We start from the raw sequence: 20,372 nt of genomic DNA, 5'->3' as shown, positions 1-20,372 counted from the left end.
GCCTCACTCGCAACCGGCGTTTCGGCACAGTACCCTCCGGCGCATGAGCCACGTCTTCGACCCCGACGAGCTGCAGCGCATCGTGCAGCGCCACGTCCACCTGCCCATCGAGGAGAACGTCCGCGCGCTGATCGACGACCTCACGGCCCGCTACGGCAAGAAGGCCATCGACGACAACGGCATCTGGGTGTTCTCGAACGCCGGCAACATCATGGGCACCATGACGCTGCTGCACGCGTCGCTGAAAGAGTACCTGCTCATCTTCGGCACGCCGCATGGCAGCGAGGGGCACAGCGGGCGGCACCGCTGCGAGCTGTGGGACATCGTCATGCAGGGCGAGCTCAGCACGTATCAGGAGCACGAGCTGCGCGCGCGGGTGTTGAAGCCCGGTGACATGTCGTACTTGCCGCGCGGGCGCTCGAACGGCTCGCGCATGGGGCCCGAGGGGTCGTTCATGCTGGAGTACTGCCGCGGGCCCATCCCCAGCATGCTGCCCTTTGGGCTGCTGGACAGCTTCGCCAGCACGCTCGACTTCCACGGCATCCGGACCACCTTCAAGGTCTACACGCGCTGCACGCTGAAGTCGTTGCTGCCGTGACCAAAGAGGAGCGCGCGGAGCAGGAGCAGGCGCAGCGGTTCCTAGCCGCGCCGGCCCCCGGGGGGAGCCAGGTGCTCAGCCTGGCGCGCTTCCGGCGGCACACGCTGCGCAGCATGGGGGGTGAGCTGTTGGACCAGGTGCTGGCGGACGATGCGACGTCGGGGCGGTACATCCCCCCGGGCCTGCAGCTCTCGTGGATGAGCGCCGAGGGGCAGGTGCTCGGCACGCACGTGGCGCACCCCGCGGCACCGGAGTTGCTGGATGAGCTCTTGCCGCTGGCCCTGGCCGCCGCGCTGCGGGTGGGCGCGCGGGTGCAGCTGGTGGCACGCCACGAGGCGCTGTTGGCGCAGCCCAAGGTGGTGGACGTGCTCTCCACTCCCAGCGTCCCGCGCGCCGTGAGCGGTGGCTATCGCGAGGCGCCGCCGCTCCCGGCGCAGACGATCCGAGAGCTGACCGAGGCAGGCTTCGCGCTCACGGCGCGGGACCCCCGTGCGCTGGTGCTCACGCGCCGTCGCATGCAGCGGAAGCAGCCCGCGTGGTTGCTCATGCTGGTGCCCGTCCTGTTCTTCGGGCCAGTGCTGGCGGTGCTGGCCCGATCGCTCACGCAGGTGTGGGAGCTGGTGCGGTCCGTGTTCATCAAGGCGCTGCGTGACCAGCAGGAGCAGCTCACGTGGGAGGTTCGCGACGGGGTGCTGACGGTGCGCGCGGAGTCCCACCCGGGCCAGCGCCACGTGGTGAGCGTGCCGCTGCGGGAGGTGCTGGCCACGAGCGTCGCGCCGGCCGGAGTGCACGTCACGGACCGGGACGAAGGCTGCTTGCGCGCCATCACACAGGAGGAAGCCGTGACGCTCGCGCATGCGTTCGCCGCCCCGGACGTGCGGAAGGAGAGCCCCACAGCGCGAGCTGGGCGCGCGTGCACGCGACGGGCCGCAGCCTGCGCACGCTGCTCGAGTGGCTGGTGGTGGCGCATCGCCCCGAGTGAGCCCGTGCTCGTTGACAGCCGCGGCGCCATCCCTGACCGTGACGGCATGCTGCGAGCGCTCGCCAGTCTCCGGTTTCTCCCAGACACGCCGCGTGCGCGCTGGCTGCTGCCGCTGGGTCTCGCGCTCTTCCCTGCCTGCTCGTGCGGCCCCGCGCCGCGGCCGGTGTCGACCGAGTCGCAGTCCGAGTCGACGACCGCGAGCGCGGAGGACCCCGCACACGGCACCCAACAAGAGGATGCGCCGCAAGCTGACGCCCAGGAGGATACCGTGCCGAATGACCCCGCCATCGACACCCGCATCGACACCACCGTGGTCCAGGCCACCACCGCTGGCGCAACGGCCGCCACACCCGCGGTCACGCTGAGCGAGCCCACCGGGGTGGTGGAGGACGCCCAGTTCGTGGGCCGCTGGATGATCAGCGGCAGCATCTCCACGGCGGGCCCGCCGGGTTCGCCGAGAGCCTCCGGCGGCGGCGGGTCCATCGGCTGGATGCGCGAGTACGAGCTACGCGCGGACCATACGTTCCAGATGAACGCCTACCCCTCGCTCACGCTGCGCGGCACCTGGCGCCGCGTAGGCACCACCGGAGCGCGCGCCGAGCTGGTGCACGCCGACAGTCGCCGGCCGGACGGCACGCCCGTGGTGGACAGCGTGACGGGCCTCGCCGAAGTGGGCCAGCCCCTGCGCGTGCTCGAGATCGCGGGCGAGCGCTTCCCGCGCATCGATGTCGCCCCGCCACCCGCCATGCCGGGTGACCCCACACAGCCGACGCGCACGCCGTGACCCGACCCACCCCGTACCCGGCCGGCAGCCCGCGTGCTACCCCTGCGCCGTGACTTCGTCCGACACGCCCTCGTTCCTCGCGCGCTTCTGGCTCGCGCTGGTGGTCCCCTTTCGGCTGCTCTTCGACGCGCGCTTCGCGGCCGCCGTGGTGAGCGCCCGCAGCCCCGCGCTGCCGGCGCCCGCGCCAGTGAAGGCGGCCCCCGAGCCCGCGGCGCCGCCGCCGCCGCGCGTGTCGCTCACCGACGCCGCTCCCGACGCCGCGCTCCAGCTGCTGGGGCTCTTTCAGCGCGAGGGACGCTTCGTGGACTTCCTCATGGAGGACGTCACCGCGTTCACCGACGCTGACATCGGAGCCGCGGCGCGTGTGGTGCACGACGGCTGCAAGCGGGCGCTGGACGCGCACTTCACCGTGCAGCCCGTGCGTGACGAAGAAGAAGGCACCAGCGTGACGGTGCCCGCGGGGTACGACGCGCACGCCCTCCGCCTGACGGGCAACGTGGTGGGCGAGGGGCCGTACCGCGGCGCGCTGGCTCACCGCGGCTGGCGGGCCACCGACGTGCGCCTGCCCAAGCTGGTGGCCGGCCACGACGGCCGCGTGCTGGCGCCGGCCGAGGTGGAGCTCGGATGAGCGCCCGCTTCGCCGTGGGCATCGACCTCGGCACCACGCACACCGCGCTGTCGTACATCGACCTCGAGAAGCCGCCGGCGCCCACCGCGCAGCCGCTGCTGAGCGTGCCGCAGACCGTGGCCCTCGGGCAGGTGGACGGGCGCGCGCTCCTGCCGTCGTGCCTGTATCTCCCGCTCGCCGGAGAGCTGCCGAGCGGCAGCCTGGCGCTGCCCTGGGACCCGACGCCCAGCGCCCTGGTGGGCACCTTCGCGCGCGAGCTGGGGGCCAGCACGCCGCTGCGCCTGGTGCAGAGCGCCAAGAGCTGGCTGGGCCACTCGGGCGTGGACCGCCGCGCGCCGCTCTTGCCCACGGACGCCCCCGAGGGCGTGCAGCGTGTGTCGCCGGTCGCCGCGTCGGCGCGCTACCTGGGCCACCTGCGGGCCGCGTGGGATCACGCGCACCCGCGCGATCCTCTCGCACAGCAGCACGTCACGCTCACGGTGCCCGCGTCGTTCGACCCGGCGGCGCGCGAGCTGACGCTCGAAGCCGCGCGTGAGGCCGGCCTGCCGACCGTGACGCTGCTGGAGGAGCCGCAGGCCGCGCTCTACGGCTGGCTCGAGCGGCGCCCCGACTGGCGCGAGGAGCTGGGCCTCGGCGAGGTGCTGCTGGTGGTGGACGTGGGCGGCGGCACCACCGACTTCTCGCTGATCGCGGTGCTCGAGCACGACGGCGAGCTGGCCCTCGAGCGCATCGCGGTGGGCGACCACATCCTGCTCGGCGGCGACAACATGGACCTCACGCTGGCCCACGCGCAGAAGGCCAAGCTCGAGACCGCCGGCCACACGCTGGACGCATTCCAGCTGCGCGCGCTCATGCATGCCTGCCGCACGGCCAAGGAGCTGCTGCTGGCCGACGAAGGCGCGCCCGCCGCCGTGCCCGTGGTGGTGGCCAGCCGCGGCGCGAAGCTGGTGGGCAGCACGTTGCGCACCGAGCTCACGCGCGACGAGGCCCTCGGCACCCTGGTGGAGGGCTTCTTGCCCCGTGCCGCCAGCACCGACGCGCCGGCCCAGCGCCCGCGCAGCGCGCTCACGCAGCTGGGGCTGCCCTATGCGCAGGACGCCGCCATCACGCGGCACCTCGCGGCGTTCCTCTCGCGGCAGGCCAGCGCCGGCGCCGAGCTGCCCATCTATCGCCACCCGGGGGCAAGCTTCCTGCACCCCACCGCGGTGCTGCTGAACGGCGGCGTGCTCAAGGCCGGCCCGCTGGCGCGGCGCCTGATGGAGACGCTCAACGCGTGGATCACCGCCGAGGGTGGCGAGCCCGCGCGCGTGCTGGGCGGCGCGGATCTCGACCACGCGGTGGCGCGCGGCGCGGCCTATCACGCCCACGCCAAGCACGGCGGCGCGTCGCGCGTGCGCATTCACGCCGGCCTCGCGCAGAGCCTCTACGTGGGCGTGGAGGTGGCCACCATGGCCGTGCCGGGCATGGAGCCCGAGCTGCACGCGCTGTGCATCGCGCCCCACGGCCTCGAAGAGGGCGAGACCCCCGAGGCCCCTCCGCAGCAGCTGGGCCTGGTGGTGGGCGAGCCCGTGCGCTTTCGCTGCTTCGCGTCCAGCACGCGCCATGACGACGTGGTGGGCAGCGTGCTCACCCACGTGCGCGAGCCCGAGCTGGTGGAGCTGGGCGCCATCGAGCTGACCCTCCCCGCCGCAGGCAGACGCCCCGGCGACCTGGTGGCCGTGCGCCTGCAGACGCGCCTGACCGAGCTCGGCACGCTCGAGCTGTGGGCCCACCCCGTGGGCGCCGGCGACCCCTTCGTGGTCTCCTGGCAGGTCCGCGACCTCTAGAACAGCCTGGCCAAACCCAACGTGGGCGTTGTCGGCGACGGACGTTGACGTGGTCGTAGCCGTTGACGTGGTCGTCTAACGACTCATCACAAGTTCGGCCCGGTGCTCAGGTACCCTGGCCGACATCAACGTCGACCCAAAGCAGCTCAGGCCGCCGCCCCGAAGCCGGGGCACCGGGTCCATGCTTCGACACCTCCTCCAAGGGGACCAGCCTGAGGGGTGTGTGACCCGCTGCTCCATCGAGTTCGCGTCCATTGCCGCCAAGGCGGGTGGTTGCAAGACGATCCCCGCGGCCTTCGAGGCCTCGACGACCCAAACCCTCCACAGCCAGCCTCCTCGGTTCCGCTCAACATTGCCGAGGCAACCGGTCGAGGCTGTCCCCGCCGACGGGCCCCGACACTTCGCAATCGCCCGCGGCTCGGCGATGGAGTAAGGCCCGGAACGGCCTCGACGTCATTCGGCCTTGGCTGCCCCTAGGGACGGTGACGAGCAAGCGTGGCCGTAGTCGATAGAGCTGCTCGGGCGGATAGTGCTCGTGCTGTCTCGCCAACATCCGTCTACGGAAGCACCTGCGGGGAGGGACAGCCCGCCAGGCTCACCCTCAAGAGCTGGATGTCTACGACTCCATAGCTGGTGGGGGGTGCGCGAGTACGACCACGAGCACGCGTACGACCACGTCAACGGCTACGACCACGTCGACGACGACGACGACGTCCCCTAAACGGCTTCGCGGCGCCGCCATCGCCGCTCTCGCCGTGACACGCCCGGGTTGGCCTGCTCTACTGGCCGGAAATGAGCGACACCGGTCCCACGGCCAGCGGGGTGCGCGTGACGCGCGGACAGCGCGGCGGGTGGCTGGCGCGCCTGGCCACGGTGAACCGCTTGTCGGACCCCACCAAGTGCCTGCTGGTGTCGGGGCTCACGCTGCCCTTCATGGTGGGCTGGGTGGTGCGCCTCAGCGCCATCCGCGCCAACCCGGAGACCGCCCGCTACATCAGCCGCGCCTTCCTGCCCACCATGCTCGCCTACCAGTGGGCGCAGTTGGTGGGGCACGTGCTCATCATCGCGTGTGCGCTCGTCCTGCGGTCGCGGGGGCGCTTCCGCGTGCGCTGGCTGGTGCACGCCGAGATCCAGTGGTGGCTGGCCAGCTTCGCCTTCTCCTTCTATGCGCTGGGCCCGTTCACCAGCCCGTTCGGCGTGCTGCTGCTGGTGCTGCCCGTGGCCGGCAGCCTGATCTTCCCGGCGCGTCCCATGGTGTACGGCTTCGTCATGCTGGGCCTGTACAGCGTGCTCATGATCGGCCTCGAGCGCGCCGGGGTCATCCCGTATGCGCCGTTCCTCGAGCGGCCGCCCTTCGAGGACGGGCGGCTGGTCAACAGCTGGATCACGTCCATCGGCGGGCCCGCCATCTTCGCGGCGGCGCTGGTGCTGGCAGCTCACAGCTGGATCGTGGCGCAGTGGCGCCTGCGCGAGCGTGAGCTCGAGGTGTTGATCGGCACCGACCCGCTCACGGGCGTGGCCAACCGGCGCGTGTTCTTCGAGCGCCTCGACGCCGAGCTAGCGCGCTCACGGCGCCACGGCAACGCGCTGTCGCTGCTGATGGTGGACGTGGACCACTTCAAGAGCATCAACGACCGCCACGGGCACCAGGTTGGCGACGTGGTGCTGGCGGACATCGCCACCGGGCTGCGCGACACGCTGCGCACGGCCGACGTGGTGGCGCGCTACGGCGGCGAGGAGTTCTCCATCATCTTGCCGGAGACGGGCCTCGAGGAGGCCACGCGCGCCGCCGAGCGCGTGCGGGCTGCCATCGCCGCCCACCGCTTCCCGGTCGCTGCGGGTGCCGTGCAGGTGACGGTGAGCGTGGGCGTGGCGTGCATGCAGCCGGAGGAGGCCGCCGACCAGCTGGTCTTCCGCGCCGACGCCGCGCTGCTGGACGCGAAGCGCAGCGGGCGCGACCGGGTGACGCTGGCAGCCCCCGCACCCGACGTTGCGGCCGCCCCAGCGCTGTGAGAGCGTTTTCTCCATGCCTCTCTGTGAGTACTTCCTGGCCACCGACGCGGAGCTCTCGTCGCTGGCCGAGTCAGGCAGCCCGGGCGATGGGCTGACGCGCGTCGATGCCAAGGGCTTCGACGTCTTGCCCATCGAGGCCTTGGGCAAGCGGCTGGGCGTGGGGCGCGCCACGGCGGACGGCAAACCGGACATCCACAGCGACGACTTCGAGTGGTTCGTGCAGCGCCTCACGCCTGGCATGGTGGCCGCGCTCGCGAGCCAGTCCGACGAGGCCTGCGCCGAGCATGCACGCGCCCTCACGGAAGCTGGCGTCACCGACTGGGACCCGAGCGACCTGCGTGGGCTGCTGAGTGAGCTGTCCGCCATGGCACGCCGCGCCGAGCCGGAGGGGCGCGGCTTGTTCATGTGGATCTCCACCTGAAGGCGGCGCTCAGCCCCCCTTGATGACGGCGCCTTCGCTGTCCACCACCTCCACGCCCACCTCGATGCCACGGCGCACGCTCTGGGTGACCACGCAGAAGTCCTCGAACTGCGCGAGCACCCGCTCGATGTGCGGGATGTTGGCGGCGGCGTTGCCCAGCGTGAGGCGCACCTGCATGTGGGTGATGCGCTGACGCCCCTCCACACGCTCCATCGTACCGGTGACCTCGGCACGCACCTTGCCGGGCTCTTCCTTGTACTTGCGCACCGCGAACAGCAGGCTGGCCGCCAGGCAGTTGGCCACCGAGGCCGCCAGCAGGCGCCCGGGGTTGGGGCCCTGGCTCTCGCCCAGTGGCGCGGGCTCGTCCGTCAGCAGGCGGCCGAAGTCGCCGAAGTCCACCTCGAAGCGGTAGTTCTCGATGAGCTCGAGGCTCACGGTGAAGGTCTGGTTCTCGGGCATGCACGTCTCCGGGGCTAGGGGGTTCGAGTCCACCATCCCACGCGACCCGTGCCACGGCGACCCGCGCCAGCCTCCATGAGTTTGTCGCTTTGCAACCCTGGCTCCACACAGTTGTCACGCGGGGCGGTCACCGTCACATGGATGTTCTCCTCCTGTTGTTGTGTCATCGCGGACGCCGCGCTGCACGCGGCGCTCGTCCCCGAGCTCGCGTCCGATCCGGTCCTGATGCGCTACGCCGAGACGGGGCGCGACGCGCTCGCGCTCGTGCTGGACCCGCCGGTGGTCTTCGTGGTGGCCTCGCCGCTGCCCGACATGAGCACCTCGGAGTTCCTGCGCCGCCTGCGGGACCGGGTGCAGGGCGGTGAGCCGCTGGTGCTGGTGCTGGGCCGCGAGATCGACGAGATCGACCGCATCGTGGCGTTCGAGCTGGGCGCCGACGACCTGGTGCAGCAGCCCGTGCCGCGGCGCGAGATCGCCCTTCGTGTAAGGGCCCTGCTGCGTCGCTCGAAGGCCCCCAGCGTGAGCCCGGACGTGGTGTCGGCGGGGCGCCTGATCATCGACATCCCGCAGCACCAGGTGACGTTCGACGGCGCGCCGCTCGAGCTCACCGCCATGGAGTTCCGCTTGCTGGCGCACCTGGCCCGCCACGGCGGCATGGTGCTCTCGCGCGCGCGCCTCCTGGACGAGGTCTGGAACCACCCGGACTCGCTCGACCGCCGGACCGTGGACACCCACATCAAGCGCCTGCGGGAGAAGCTGGGTGACGCCAGCCGCGTGCTGGAGACCGTCCGTGGCTTTGGATATCGCTTCCGTGGCGACGCGCTCGATCGCGGGTCGGATGCCACCGAAAGGTCACACGCCCGCGCACATTCGGTACGCGGCTGACACCTGACCGTCACGCTCGATCCCTAAAACACACTCACCGTGTTCAACGACTTCGACCAAGACGCCGACAAAGAAGAGGGCCGAGGCCGCCGCGCCGCGTCGCTGGCGATTTCGGGGCTCGTCTTCCTGCTGCTCGGCTCGGCGCTCGCCGCCACCATGGCCACCGTGCGTGCCATGCAGCCCAACCGACCGGACCGCGACGTCACGTTCGAGGAGCTGCCCATGGCCGCCCCCGAGCCCGAGGAGGCTCCGCCCCCGCCGCCGCCGCCGCCTCCCGTGCGCCGCGCGCCGAACGAGCCCGTGGGCCAGCGCCCCGTGCTGGATGGCCCGCCCTCGGGCATCCCGGACGAGCGGCCCGAAGAGGCCGACGGTGAGCTGGCCGCCGTGAACCACGTGGGCCCCATCGAGAACGACGCCGTGATGGGCGAGGGCAGCGGGCCGGCCGTGCCCACGCCGCCCGTGCGGCCGCCCGTGGTGGAGCTGCCCCGCGTGGTGGAGCGCGCGCCCGAGCAAGAGCGCGAGACCATTCGCCGCGCGCGCTTCCTGGCCGACCAGAGCGGCTGCCGCAGCCTCATCATCCCCGACCAGGTGGGTGCCGCGCTCGGCGCCCGCACCGTGACCATCCGCGTGCGCGCCATGGTCGGCGCCGACGGCCGCGTCGTGAACGCCACCGTCATGGAGGGTGACTCGGCCGTGCCCGAGTCCCTGGTCATCGACTGCGCCACCCAGTGGGTGTTCGCGCCCGCCACGCTCCCGGACGGTACCGCCGTCCCCTACCCCGCCATCCGCACCTTCGTCATCACGCCGCGCACCTGAGCGCCGCCAGCAAGCAAGAGAGAAAAACATCATGGACATGGACGTCGTTCACCTCTGGGGCAGCATGAACAACCTCGTCCGCGGCGTTGTCGTCGTGCTGACGTTGCAGGCGGTCTCGTGCATCGCGGTCGTGGTCGACCGGCTCATCCTGCTCTTCATGAGCGCGCGCAAGTCGCGGGCGTTCGCGAAGGCCGCCGGGCGCAAGCTGGCTGCGGGTGACCACGAGGCCGTGGTGGCCATCGCGAAGGAGAACCAGGGCAGCCACCTGGCCAACTTCATCGAGACCGGCCTGACCGTGTTCATGGCGCGCACCGCCGAGGGTCACAGCCGTGAGAAGGCCGCCGAGCTGGCCGGCCGCGCCCTCGAGCGCCGCGGCGAGCAGCTCTCCGCCAGCCTCAACCGTGGCATGAACGTGCTGGCCTCCACGGGCAGCACCGCGCCGTTCGTCGGCCTGCTGGGCACCGTGCTCGGCATCTTGAACGCCTTCACGCTCATCTCGAGCGAGGGCGGCGGCGGCATCGGCACCATCGGCGCGGCCATCGGCGAGGCGCTCATCGTCACGGGCTACGGCCTCGCGGTGGCCATCCCCACCGTGCTCCTCTTCAACTACCTGAACGGCCGCATCGCCAAGTACGAGGCGGGCCTCGCCAACGCGGGCAGCGAGCTCATCGACCAGCTCGAGGCCGGCTCCTACAAGCGCGTGCCCGAGAGCGACGCGGCCCCCGCCCACAGCGCCCACGACGGCGCCGTGGCGATGGCCTGAGGAACACCATGGGACTCTCTCGCAAAGGCAACAACCGGCCGCGCCCCGCCATGAACGTGACGCCGCTCGTCGACGTCGTGCTCGTGCTGCTCATCATCTTCATGGTGGTGCTGCCGGCGATGGAAGAGGGTCTCAGCATCGATGTGCCCAGCGTCGAGAACAAGGACGCGGACGACGACTCCGAGATGGAGCCGTTCCTCGTCTCCATCACGCGCGACGGCCACTTCTACTTCGACACCACGGCCATCCGCAACGACGAGTTCGAGGCCTTCCTGCGCCAGCAGCACACCTCGCAGCCGCGCCGCAAGGTGGTGCTGCGCGTGGACAGCGCCGTGCAGTACGTGCGGGTGCGCGAGATGATGCACCTCTGCCGCGAGATCGGCTTCCCCGGCGTGTCCCTGCGCGTGAACGCGCGGCAGGGTGAGGGCGCCCAGGCCAGCACCGGCAGCGCGCCCAGCGGCACGCTCGTGGCTAGCCAGGAACACTAGGAGGGACCTTCGTCATGGGCATGGATCTCGATACAGGTCACGGCAAGAAGAAGAAGAAGGGCGTTGGCACGCCCGAGATGAACGTCACGCCGCTGGTGGACGTGGTGCTCGTGCTGCTGATCATCTTCATGGTGGTCATGCCCATGATGCACGCCAAGTTCTGGATTCACGTGCCACCCAAGGCCGACGAGAACGCCGAGGTCGTACCGCCGGACCCCAATGCGCTCCAGCCCATCGTGGTCACCGTGAACGCGCAGGGTCACATCCAGATCAACCAGGACGTGTACCCCGACAACGTCTTCCCCCAGCGCCTGCGCGGCATGTTGGTCGCGCGCAACGAGCGCAAGGTCTACTTCGACGCGGCGGACAACGTCAGCTTCGAGCGCGCGATGGACGTGATGGACCTCGCGCGCGGCGGCGGCGCCGCACACATCGCAGTCATGACGGAGCGCTTGAACTAAGCCCCCGTTCTCTCCCCCCGGGCAGGGCTCGCCGCTGCATGCGCGCCCCCCGCAGAACACCATGAGGTTCCCTGTGAATGCCAACGTACGAACGTGCGCGAGGGCTACGTCCGTCCAAACACTGCTCGCGTTGCTGATCCTGGCGGGCGGCCTGGCGCATGCGGAGGCGCAGACCGCGCCGGCGCCCGACGCCGGCGTCGAGACGGAGAGTGAGCCGGCACCCGACGCGGGGACCGAACCCGAAGCGGCTCCGGAGCCCACCCCCGAGCCCGAGCCGGAACCCGCGCCTCAGCCCGAGCCGGTGATCGCGCCGGTCGTGACGCGTGAGATCGACACGACCACGGGCATCGGTGGTCAGATCATGGACTCGGCCACGCAGCTGCCGCTCGCGGATGCGCCGGTGATCGTGCAGCGCGCGGATGGCCCGCCCGAGACCACGCTCAGCGACGCCGAGGGGCGCTTTCATCTGTACGTGCGGCCGGGGCGCTACACGGTGCGCAGCTACTACGACCTGTATCACGGGGCTCGCATCGTGGTGCGCGTGGCTCAGGGGCGGATCACGCCGCTGCGTTTGATGCTGGACCCGATCAACGAGGAGAGCGACGTGGCCGTGGATGCCGTCGAGGTGACCTACCGCGCGGACATGTCGGGTGAGTCGGCGGGTCAGGCCATCCAGCAGGCGGCCGCCGTGGCCCAGGACATCAACACCTCGGAGGGCATGAGCCGCAGCGGCGCCAGCAACGCGTCGGATGGCGCGCGCCAGGTAGCGGGTGTGTTGATCGAGAACGACCAGCCCATCATCCGGGGCCTGCAGGGCCAGTACGTGCAAGTGCTCATCAACGGCACGCCCGTGCCGAGTACCGACCCGGACATCCCGGGCGTGGACCTCGACCTCTTCCCCACCAGCATCATCGAGAACCTCGCCGTGCTGAAGACGTTCCTCCCGGAGATGACCTCGTCTTGGGCTGGCGGCGTGGTGGACGTGCGCACCGTGCAGTTCCCCACCGAGTTCACGCTGCAGCTGGGAGCCAGCGTGGGGGCCAACACCATGACCACCTTTCGTCCGGTGCTGGACTATGACGGTGGGCGCCTCGATTGGACCGGCTTCGACCGCTCTCGTGAGCTGCCGAGCACGGTGCCGAACCAGAACGTCGCACCCTCCCGCAGCGGGTTCTCTGGCGACGAAGTCGATGCGATCGCGCGCACCCTCGACAACACGTGGCAGTTCGAAGAGTCCACCGGGATCCCGAACATCGGGGTAGACGGGTCGATCGGCAACTCGCACAGCCTCGGCGAGGGCCGTCGCTTCGGATACCTGCTCACCGCGGGCTACAGCAACGACACCAGTCGTGAGTCCGGCATCAACCGCTCGCGCCCGCGAGTCACAGAGGATGGCTCGCTCGAGGCGTTCAACGACCTCGAGGGTGAGCGCGGCCAGCGCGAGGTCAGCCTGAACCTACTCGGGACCGCGTCGTTGGACCTGACCGCGGACAGCACCATCAGCTATCTCGCGCTGTTCAACCGCAGCACCGAGGACACCGTCGAGCGGCTCGAGGGCATCATCTCCGAGATCGACTCGGGCGCACCGACCGAACGCTGGCAGTTCCAGTACATCGCGCGCACGCTCTTCTTCAACCAGCTGCGCGGAGACCACCGCAACCTGGGCGACACGGAGCTGCGCCTCCGCTGGACGGCGTTTGCAGGCCTCGGTCGCCGTGACGAGCCCGACCGCCGCTCGGTCGTTGTCGGACCGGTTTCGGGACTCCAGCGTTGGCTCGAGCGCTCGAGCTCTGGCGAGCGCTTCTACAGCGACCTCAACCAGCGTGATCTCGGTGTGGACACCAACCTGCAGATCCCTCTCTGGTCCACGAGCGCGGGTGAAGCGAGTGGGCTCGTGGGCGGTGGCTTTCGGCGCTCCGACCGCTCGCTGCTGAACCGGCGCTTCCGCATGTTCCAGGAGCCAGGGGAGAGGCCGCAGACGCTCTATGCGGCGCCTGTCGAGGAACTGTTCAGCGACGAGGGGATCGGCACGCTGACCCGCCTCGAGGAGCAAACGAGCGACTTCGACAGCTACACCTCCACTCAGTCGCTGTACTCCGGCTTCGTGAGCGTCGAGACGCCCATCGTGCGGGACCTGTCGCTCAACGGCGGCGCGCGCCTCGAGGTCTTCGACCAGTTCGTGGAGAGCGCCAGCCCCTTCGAGAACAGCACCACGGAACCTGTGGGGACCAACCGCACGGACATCAACGTGCTTCCCGCCGCCGCGCTCAAGTACACCTTGCGCGACGGGATGAACCTGCGCCTCTCCTACGGCATGACCATGGTGCGCCCTCAGGTGCGCCAGCTCGCTCCATATCAGTACTACGACTTCCAGCGTGACCGAAACACGGTGGGCGACCCCACCATCGACAGCACCCGCATCCACAACGTGGACGCACGCTGGGAGTGGTTCTTCTCGGAGAGCGAGCGCGTCACGGTGTCTGCCTTCTACAAGGAGCTCGACGGCTTCATCTATGCGCAGATCTTGAACGCGGCGTCCTACGCCACCGTGTACCGAAACGCGGGCCGGGGCTATGTGGCGGGAGGCGAGGTCGAGGTGGCGATTGGCTTCGAGCGCATCCACCAGGCGCTCCGTCACTTCAGCCTGTACGGAAATGTCACCGTCCTCACTTCGCGTCTCGATCTCGTCCAAGACACCGGTTCCGTGATTCCGGACAACGTTCCGGTGCCGGGTCAGGCGCCCTTCGTCTTCAATCTGTCACTTCGATTTGACGAACCTGTCTCGGGCTTCTCCGCTGCGTTGGTCTACAACGTGGTGGGCCCACGGGTAACCGACGTGGGCGTGCGAACCGGCGAAACCATTCTCCCAAACATCCGGAGAATGCCTTTTCACCAGCTGGACTTCGTCGCCTCTTGGGAGGCCAACGAGCATCTCAAGTTGAAGCTGAAGTTCAAGAACATGTTGTTCCAACGGCAAGACTGGCGGCAGGGCAGCTTCCTCGAAGGAAGCGTCACGCCAGGCGCCACTTTCTCCATCGGACTCGAGTACACGTACTAGCAAGATATGCCCACCCAATGGGGGCAAATGAGGACCTTATGAATCGCAAAATCCAAATCTGCTCCTTGGTTCTAGGCATCGGCGCCTTCGGCGCGGGTTGTGGCGACGACAGTGGCATGACCACGACGACGACCACCACCACCACCACCACCCTTCCGGACATGGGCGGAGTCGACCAGGGCGACGGCTGCCCCGCCTCGGGCGACGTCATGGTCATGGGCGACATCACCACCGACACCACCTGGGCCTGCGACAGCTACCTGCTCGTCGGCAAGGTCTTCGTGACCGGCAACTCCACGCTCACCATCGAGCCGGGCACGACCATCTACGGTGACACCGATGGCAGCGAGGTCGCTGCGCTGATCGTGTCGAGCGGGTCACAGCTCGAGGCCATCGGCACCGCCGCTTTGCCCATCGTGTTCACCTCCGGCAACGCCGTGGGCGACCGCATCACGGGCGACTGGGCGGGCGTCGCCCTGCTCGGCAGCGCCACGCTGAACAACGGCACCGACACCGCCGGCGTCTTTACGGACAACCTCGAGGGTGTTGACCCGACCGATGCGCGTGGAATCTACGGCGGCAACAACGACGCCAGCAGCTGTGGCCACCTCGAGTACGTGCGCATCGAGTTCGGCGGCGACGAGTTCTCCACGGACAACGAGCTCAACGGCCTGACGCTGGCGGGCTGTGGCTCCGGCACGACCCTGAGCTACATCCAGGTCCACCGCGGCAAGGATGACGGCATCGAGTTCTTCGGCGGCACCGCCGGCATGGACCACGTCGTCATCTCCGGCGCGTCGGACGACAGCCTCGACTGGGACCAGGGCTGGCGCGGCAACGTGCAGTTCCTCGTCGTCCACCAGTTCGAGGGCATCGGCGACGCGGGCTTCGAGGCCGACAACTACGGCTCGATGGAGCTGGCCACCCCGCGCAGCAACCCCACCATCTTCAACGCCACCATGATCGGCACCACCACCACGCGTGGCATGGTCCTCCGTGAGGGCACCCGCGCCACCCTGCGCAACTTCATCATCTCCAGCTTCGGCGGCGAGCCCATCGACCTGCGCGCCACCACCAACGACCTCTCCACCGAGTGGCCGACGAACATCTCCATCGAGCGCAGCTTCTTCTTCGGCAACGGCGCCTACGACGACGAGGCCACCGTGCCGGCCGACAACGACGACAACGGCTTCGTCGAGCAGACCGCCATCGAGGACGCTGCCCGGAACAACACCTTGGCCACCAACCCGATGATCGGCTCGACGAGCACCACGGCTCCGAACTACGTGCCGACCAACACCGCGCTGAACGCCCAGGCCACCCCGCCCGCCGGCTTCGACACGACGGCGACCTACGCTGGCGCCTTCGCCCCGAACGGCACCAACTGGACCACCGGCTGGACCTCGTTCCCGGCCAACTGAGCCCTCTCGGCTGAACACGCGGCGGCCGCGCTCCTTCGGGGGTGCGGCCGTTTCGCGTTTGGGGGGTTCAAGGCAGCCCGAGCCACACCTCGAGGTCCAGCTCGGCCCGCATGGGCTGCTCGAAGCCCTCGACGGACACGGTGGACTGCACCACCGAGCGCGAGCTCCAGTGGATGGCGGGCACCAGATGGCTGAGCTTCAGCTCCATGGTGCCGGACCCCGTGGTGGCGAGGCTCTCGAGGCGCGCGCGCAGGCCCGGCTGCGGGTCGGGCAGGGCTTGGGCTGGGGCCGTCTGGGCGATCTGCACGTCGAGGCCAATCTCGTCCCCGGCGCGCGCGCGCAGTCGGTAGGTGGTGATCTGCTCGGCGGCCACGCCGTGGCTCTGCACGGGGGTGCGCACCTCCCACACCGCGCCCAGGCCCACGGGCTCGCTCGGGAAGGGCGCGAACATGTCGCGCAGCCCGCGGCGCAGCTGCTGCAGCTGCTCGGCGAGGGCGGGCGAGGTGCCGGGCGGGATCACGAGGTCCACGCCGGTGCCCACGCCCTGCCGGTCGATGAGCTGGAAGCCCTCGAGGCCCACCAGCGGCTGGAGCTCGCGCTGAGCGCGGGCCACGTCCTCGGGGGACACGCCCTCGGTGGGCAGCGCGTCCACCGCCGTGAAGCGGAAGGGGACCATCAGCCGGTCGGCGCCGGCGTCGGCGATGGGGCCCACCTCCACCAGGACGCGCGTGCCCGGCAGCGGCGTGCTCTGGCCGCCACCGAAGCCCATCATGCCCACGCGCGTGCTGGCGCGGGTGGTCAGCATCACGGCCTCGCGCGCCCCGAGCGGCGTGGCGTAGCGCAGCGCCATGCGCGGCTCGGCGCCGGCGTCCAGGAGCTGGACCACGCTGCGCGCGGGAGCCTGGGCGGCGCCGTGGTGAGACGCAGCCAGCAGCGCGGCGAGCGCCAGGAGGGGAGGAGCCCAGCGAACGGTCATGGCTGCCAGCGTAGCACCCTCCGGCGGCGGCCCGTGGCCCACGGGCGTGAGAGGCGTTGGTGATAGTGTCGCGCGCTGATGAGCCCACGGCCCACGGCACGGACAGCGCGCACCGGATTCGCCAACGTGGTGGGGTTCGACGACGCACCGTTCGCGCGCGCCCACCGTGGTGACGTGCCGGTGTTCGGGGCTGTCTATGCAGACGAGCGCCTGGTGGGCGTTCTCCGGAGCGAGGTACGGCGTGACGGGCGCAACGCCACGGACAAGCTGGGCAGCGCGCTCGAAGGCTCCAAGTTCCGCGAGCACGTGCAGTGCGTACTGCTGCAAGGCATCGCGTTGGCGGGCTTCAACGTGGTGGACCTCCACGCGCTGCACGAGCGGCTCGCTGTGCCCGTCGTGGTGGTGGTGCGTCACGCGCCGGATCTGCGGGCTATCGAGCGTGCGCTGCTGCGCCATGTGCCGGGGGGCGCGCGCAAGTGGGCGCTGATCCAGCAAGCCGGCCCGATGGAGGCCTGCGGCGAGGTGTTCGTGCAGCGGGCGGGGCTGTCGCTCGCCGAGGCACACGCCACGGTGCTGCGCCACAGCCGTGAGGGGAACGTGCCCGAGCCGCTGCGCGTGGCGCACCTCATCGCGGGTGGCGTCACCGACGGAGAGAGCCGCGGCCGCGCGTGAGCGGAAGTCGCACCAGCAGCGCCTGGCCATCCAACACAGCTTCGCGCAGCTCTTCCTCGATGAGCGCCTGGACGGTCTCCTCGTTGCCCCCTCCGGTGCCCGCCCCAATCAGGGGAAGCGCGATGGAGCGGAAGCCATGCTCCTGGGCGAGAGCCACGGCGCTGCGTACCGACCCGCGGATGGAGCGCTCCGATGACCGCCAGAACATGCTGATGCCCGCCACATGGATGATGGCCTCGTGCGGAAGGTCACCCGCGCCCGTCAGCACGGCCCCACCGAGGGGAATCGGTCCGCGCTTCGCGAGCTCACGAAACGGGGCCAGGCCCGCGCGGCGCTTGATGGCCCCTGATACGCCCTGCGGCAGCAGCAGCCACCAGGGGATGATGTTGCGGTTCCAGGGGTTGACGATGACCTGCACGTCTTGGTCGAGCAGGTCTCCCACGACGAGGCGGTAGTTCATGGCGGCCAGCGGTCCTTCGGGGTCGAACGACGCTGGCCCGCCAATCCTTCCGCCGGCTACACCCGCGCGCGGGGCTTCGCCAAGCGGCGCCTGGCCAGCAGCACGCCCACGGCGAACAACAGCAGGAGCGGTGCGGGCCGGCCCGCTGCGGCGCTGACCGCAGGCACGGCGCAGCCGCCACCGCCACCGCCACCGGGCGGCATCCCGGTGACGCAGTCTGCCTCGCAGCTCGTGGCGTCCTCGGCGCCAGTGCACATGCCGTCGCCGCAAGCGGCGGGGCAGTCGGCCGCGCAGGTGCTCGCGGTCTCGCCCATGGTGCACAGGCTGTCTCCGCACAGGGAGGCGCAGTCCGCGCTGCAGGTCGCCGCGTCCTCGTCGCCCGTGCACTGGTCGTCGCCGCAGGTGGCCGGGCAGTCGGCCGCGCAGCTGGTCATGTTCTCGCCTGCCGTGCACAGGCCGTCGCCGCACTCGGACGCGCAGTCGGCGTTGCAGGTCAGCACGTCCTCGGTGCCTGCGCACGCCCCGTCGCCGCACGTGGTCGGGCAGTCGGCCAGGCAACTGCTGGCGTCCTCGCCCCCGGTGCACAGGCTGTCACCGCAGGTGGACGTGCAGTCGGCGCCGCAGCTCGCGGCGTCCTCGGCGCCCGCGCACACTCCGTCACCGCAGGTGGTCGGGCAGTCGCTGAGGCAGGTGGCTGCACCCTCCGCGCCAGCGCACACGCCGTCGCCGCACGTGGTCGGGCAGTCGCCGAGGCAGGTGCCCGCGCTCTCACCCATGGTGCACAGGCCATCGCCGCACATGGACGCGCAGTCCGCGTTGCAGCTGCCCGCGTTCTCGCCCGACGTGCACAGCGCGTCGCCGCACATGGACACGCAGTCCCCGTTGCACGTGCCCGCGGTCTCTCCGGCCGTGCACAGGCTGTCGCCGCACATCGACGGGCAGTCCCCGTTGCAGCTGCCTGCGGTCTCGCCCGACGTGCACAGGCTGTCGCCGCACATGGACGCGCAGTCGCCGTTGCAGGTGGCCGCCGTCTCACCGGACGTGCACAGCGCGTCGCCGCACATCGACGGGCAGTCCCCGTTGCACGTGCTGGCGGTCTCACCCGACGTGCACAGCGCGTCGCCGCACATGGACGGACAGTCGCTGCTGCAGGTGCTCGCGTTCTCGTCGGCCGCGCAGAGCCCGTCGCCGCACACGCTCGGAGCCAGCGTGGCGTTCGGGCTGATGAGCACCGTCATGGACGAGGGCGAGCCCTGTCCGTTGGTGATCAGCACGCTGCCGGGGTTGAAGCCCACGAACGCCGAGATGTCGAAGATGCCGGTGGACTCGGAGCCCACGGTGGTCTCGCCGATGCGCACGGGGTTGCTGCCGTCCGGCTCCATCTGCCAGATCTCCCCGCTGCTGTTGTCTTCGTTCACGAAGATGAGGCCCTCGGGGTAGGCCGTGCCTCCGAGGGTGGTGGCGGCGGTCCAGTCCACGTTGTCGGGTGCGTTCACGCTGTTCGCGCCGCCGCTGGTGGTGGAGATGCGCGTCACGGCAAAGTCGGAGGCGCCCGCGTTGAATGAGCCGGACGTGAACACCAGGTCGAAGTCGAACACGAACACGCCCGAGTCTTGGTCGCCCAGGACCACGCGGGTGGGGTCGCTCGGGCTCGTGTCGATGTCCTCGAGCTTGGTGGAGGACAGCGCCCCGGCCGAGGTGGTGTCGAACGTGCCCGTGTTGGTGGCCCCTGCGCCCGGCAGGCTGCCGTTCAGGTAGAACCAGCGGCCGTACGCCAGGCCGTTGCGCGCGAGGAAGCTGGTGGACGCGGCCCCGTTGGAGCCGAGGCCCTTGTCGCCCACGTAGAGCGTCAGGCGCTGCGTGTCGCCGTCGGGCGAGAGCAAGAGCGCCACGTGACCCGTCTCGCCGGTGTCCAGCAGCGCGGCGTTCTCCCACGAATCATAGGGCATGCCGCCCGTGCCGCCGGGTGCGCTGCCCACCACACCGCTCAGCTGATAGAGGTCACGCGTCACGCTGTCCAACACGACCAGCCGGCCGCCGGAGGTCTCCTCGCCGGTGATGTAGAGCGGGTCCACGAAGCCGCGGTCCATCCCGAACGTGTCCGCCGCGTACGCCTGCCCGGAGCAGAAGCGCGAGAAGCTGGTGGTCGAGTTGCTGCTCGTGTTGGTGAAGCTGGTGCCGCCGTTGGTGCTGAAGCGGCCGTAGGCCTGGCGCGCCGCGAGCACGAAGGGCACACCGCCCGTGTTGTTGTTGGCGCGCACGTTGGCGATGACCGTCTGTAGGCTGGTCAGGTCGAGGTCCACCTCGCTGATCGACGCGTCGCTCGTCTCGTGGTTCACCTGCACACGCAGCGTGGCGTCGTCCACCATCCAGGCCCCCGCGCCGTCGAAGGTGCCGGGCATGCTGTAGTCGAAGCCGTCCCCTCCGGGGTTATCGCCCTGCGTGATGACCTCGAACACGCGCCACCCATTGAAGGTGTTGATGCGCGACGTGCCGCCATCGAGGGCGCGGCCGGTGGCCAGGACAGACGCGACGGCGAGCACCGTGATGACGGGGAGAGAGCGCAGAAGTCTGAAACGCATGGCGCTCTGATCGCACCTTTCGGCGTGGCCGCGCGTAACGACACGCGCACATCTCGGTGACGGACTTCGTCGACTGTGT

18 protein-coding genes are annotated in these 20,372 nt (G+C 70.2%); 14 read left to right on the top strand and 4 right to left on the bottom strand.

The window, feature by feature from the left end; translation table 11 throughout:
• Positions 1–43 precede the first annotated feature (43 nt).
• The 6 genes from IPI43_23855 to IPI43_23830 all read left to right on the top strand — a co-directional run bounded on the left by IPI43_23855 (position 44) and on the right by IPI43_23830 (position 7,252).
• Positions 44–598, top strand: coding sequence for a hypothetical protein (locus IPI43_23855; protein MBK7777124.1), 555 nt, complete (start codon positions 44–46; stop codon positions 596–598).
• Positions 595–2,364 carry a hypothetical protein gene (locus IPI43_23850; GenBank protein MBK7777123.1) on the top strand — a complete coding sequence of 590 codons (1,770 nt, stop codon included), beginning with the start codon at positions 595–597 and terminating at the stop codon, positions 2,362–2,364. The genes IPI43_23855 and IPI43_23850 overlap by 4 nt, the downstream gene beginning before the upstream one ends.
• A complete protein-coding gene (locus IPI43_23845) occupies positions 2,306–2,992 on the top strand; it encodes a DUF2760 domain-containing protein (GenBank protein ID MBK7777122.1) in 687 nt (228 codons plus the stop codon). Before IPI43_23850 ends, IPI43_23845 begins: the two co-directional genes overlap by 59 nt.
• On the top strand, positions 2,989–4,818 hold the full coding sequence (locus IPI43_23840) for an Hsp70 family protein (GenBank protein ID MBK7777121.1): 1,830 nt from the start codon (positions 2,989–2,991) through the stop codon (positions 4,816–4,818). Before IPI43_23845 ends, IPI43_23840 begins: the two co-directional genes overlap by 4 nt.
• Positions 4,819–5,610: 792 nt before the next feature.
• The gene (locus IPI43_23835) at positions 5,611–6,831 is read left to right on the top strand and encodes a GGDEF domain-containing protein (protein ID MBK7777120.1); all 1,221 of its coding nucleotides are present in this window, start codon (positions 5,611–5,613) and stop codon (positions 6,829–6,831) included.
• A gap of 13 nt (positions 6,832–6,844) precedes the next feature.
• Complete coding sequence (locus IPI43_23830; protein MBK7777119.1) at positions 6,845–7,252, top strand: hypothetical protein; 408 nt, start codon at positions 6,845–6,847, stop codon at positions 7,250–7,252.
• A 9-nt stretch (positions 7,253–7,261) separates the two neighbouring features.
• On the opposite strand, the gene IPI43_23825 is transcribed toward IPI43_23830, so the two are convergent.
• Entirely contained in the window at positions 7,262–7,711 is a 450-nt protein-coding gene (locus IPI43_23825) for an OsmC family protein (GenBank protein ID MBK7777118.1), read from the bottom strand.
• Positions 7,712–7,852: 141 nt separating this feature from the next.
• Between IPI43_23825 and IPI43_23820 the strand changes: the two genes are divergently transcribed.
• The 7 genes from IPI43_23820 (at position 7,853) to IPI43_23790 (ending at position 15,603) form a co-directional block, all read left to right on the top strand.
• On the top strand, positions 7,853–8,596 hold the full coding sequence (locus IPI43_23820) for a response regulator transcription factor (GenBank protein MBK7777117.1): 744 nt from the start codon (positions 7,853–7,855) through the stop codon (positions 8,594–8,596).
• A 39-nt stretch (positions 8,597–8,635) separates the two neighbouring features.
• A complete protein-coding gene (locus IPI43_23815) occupies positions 8,636–9,412 on the top strand; it encodes a hypothetical protein (GenBank protein ID MBK7777116.1) in 777 nt (258 codons plus the stop codon).
• Between the two features lie 37 nt (positions 9,413–9,449).
• Positions 9,450–10,175, top strand: a complete 726-nt coding sequence (locus IPI43_23810) for a MotA/TolQ/ExbB proton channel family protein (GenBank protein ID MBK7777115.1) — start codon at positions 9,450–9,452, stop codon at positions 10,173–10,175.
• Between the two features lie 8 nt (positions 10,176–10,183).
• Complete coding sequence (locus IPI43_23805) at positions 10,184–10,663, top strand: biopolymer transporter ExbD (GenBank protein MBK7777114.1); 480 nt, start codon at positions 10,184–10,186, stop codon at positions 10,661–10,663.
• Positions 10,664–10,683: 20 nt separating this feature from the next.
• Complete coding sequence (locus tag IPI43_23800; GenBank protein ID MBK7777113.1) at positions 10,684–11,124, top strand: biopolymer transporter ExbD; 441 nt, start codon at positions 10,684–10,686, stop codon at positions 11,122–11,124.
• Between the two features lie 130 nt (positions 11,125–11,254).
• Positions 11,255–14,182: a TonB-dependent receptor gene (locus tag IPI43_23795; GenBank protein ID MBK7777112.1), complete on the top strand. Its 2,928-nt coding sequence runs from the start codon at positions 11,255–11,257 to the stop codon at positions 14,180–14,182.
• A 116-nt stretch (positions 14,183–14,298) separates the two neighbouring features.
• Positions 14,299–15,603 carry a hypothetical protein gene (locus IPI43_23790; GenBank protein MBK7777111.1) on the top strand — a complete coding sequence of 435 codons (1,305 nt, stop codon included), beginning with the start codon at positions 14,299–14,301 and terminating at the stop codon, positions 15,601–15,603.
• Positions 15,604–15,670: 67 nt separating this feature from the next.
• Here the strand turns inward: IPI43_23790 and IPI43_23785 are convergent, their stop codons facing one another.
• Positions 15,671–16,579 (bottom strand): hypothetical protein, encoded by a 909-nt coding sequence (locus IPI43_23785; protein ID MBK7777110.1) that lies wholly within the window; start codon positions 16,577–16,579, stop codon positions 15,671–15,673.
• A 78-nt stretch (positions 16,580–16,657) separates the two neighbouring features.
• Here IPI43_23785 and IPI43_23780 point away from each other — a divergent pair, with 78 nt between their 5' ends.
• On the top strand, positions 16,658–17,251 hold the full coding sequence (locus IPI43_23780; protein ID MBK7777109.1) for a DUF99 family protein: 594 nt from the start codon (positions 16,658–16,660) through the stop codon (positions 17,249–17,251).
• On the opposite strand, the gene IPI43_23775 is transcribed toward IPI43_23780, so the two are convergent.
• Together IPI43_23775 and IPI43_23770 are read right to left on the bottom strand one after the other, a co-directional pair.
• Positions 17,220–17,711 carry a macro domain-containing protein gene (locus tag IPI43_23775; GenBank protein MBK7777108.1) on the bottom strand — a complete coding sequence of 164 codons (492 nt, stop codon included), beginning with the start codon at positions 17,709–17,711 and terminating at the stop codon, positions 17,220–17,222. The two genes, IPI43_23780 and IPI43_23775, sit on opposite strands and share 32 nt — an antisense overlap.
• 56 nt (positions 17,712–17,767) lie before the next feature.
• Positions 17,768–20,293, bottom strand: coding sequence for a hypothetical protein (locus tag IPI43_23770; protein MBK7777107.1), 2,526 nt, complete (start codon positions 20,291–20,293; stop codon positions 17,768–17,770).
• Positions 20,294–20,372: the final 79 nt, after the last annotated feature.

This window comes from Sandaracinaceae bacterium (assembly GCA_016706685.1).
Taxonomy (GTDB): Bacteria; Myxococcota_A; Polyangia; order Polyangiales; family Houyiibacteriaceae; genus JADJJE01.
Note: the sequence above shows the minus strand (reverse complement) of the source record. Positions and strands in the feature narration are given on the sequence as shown.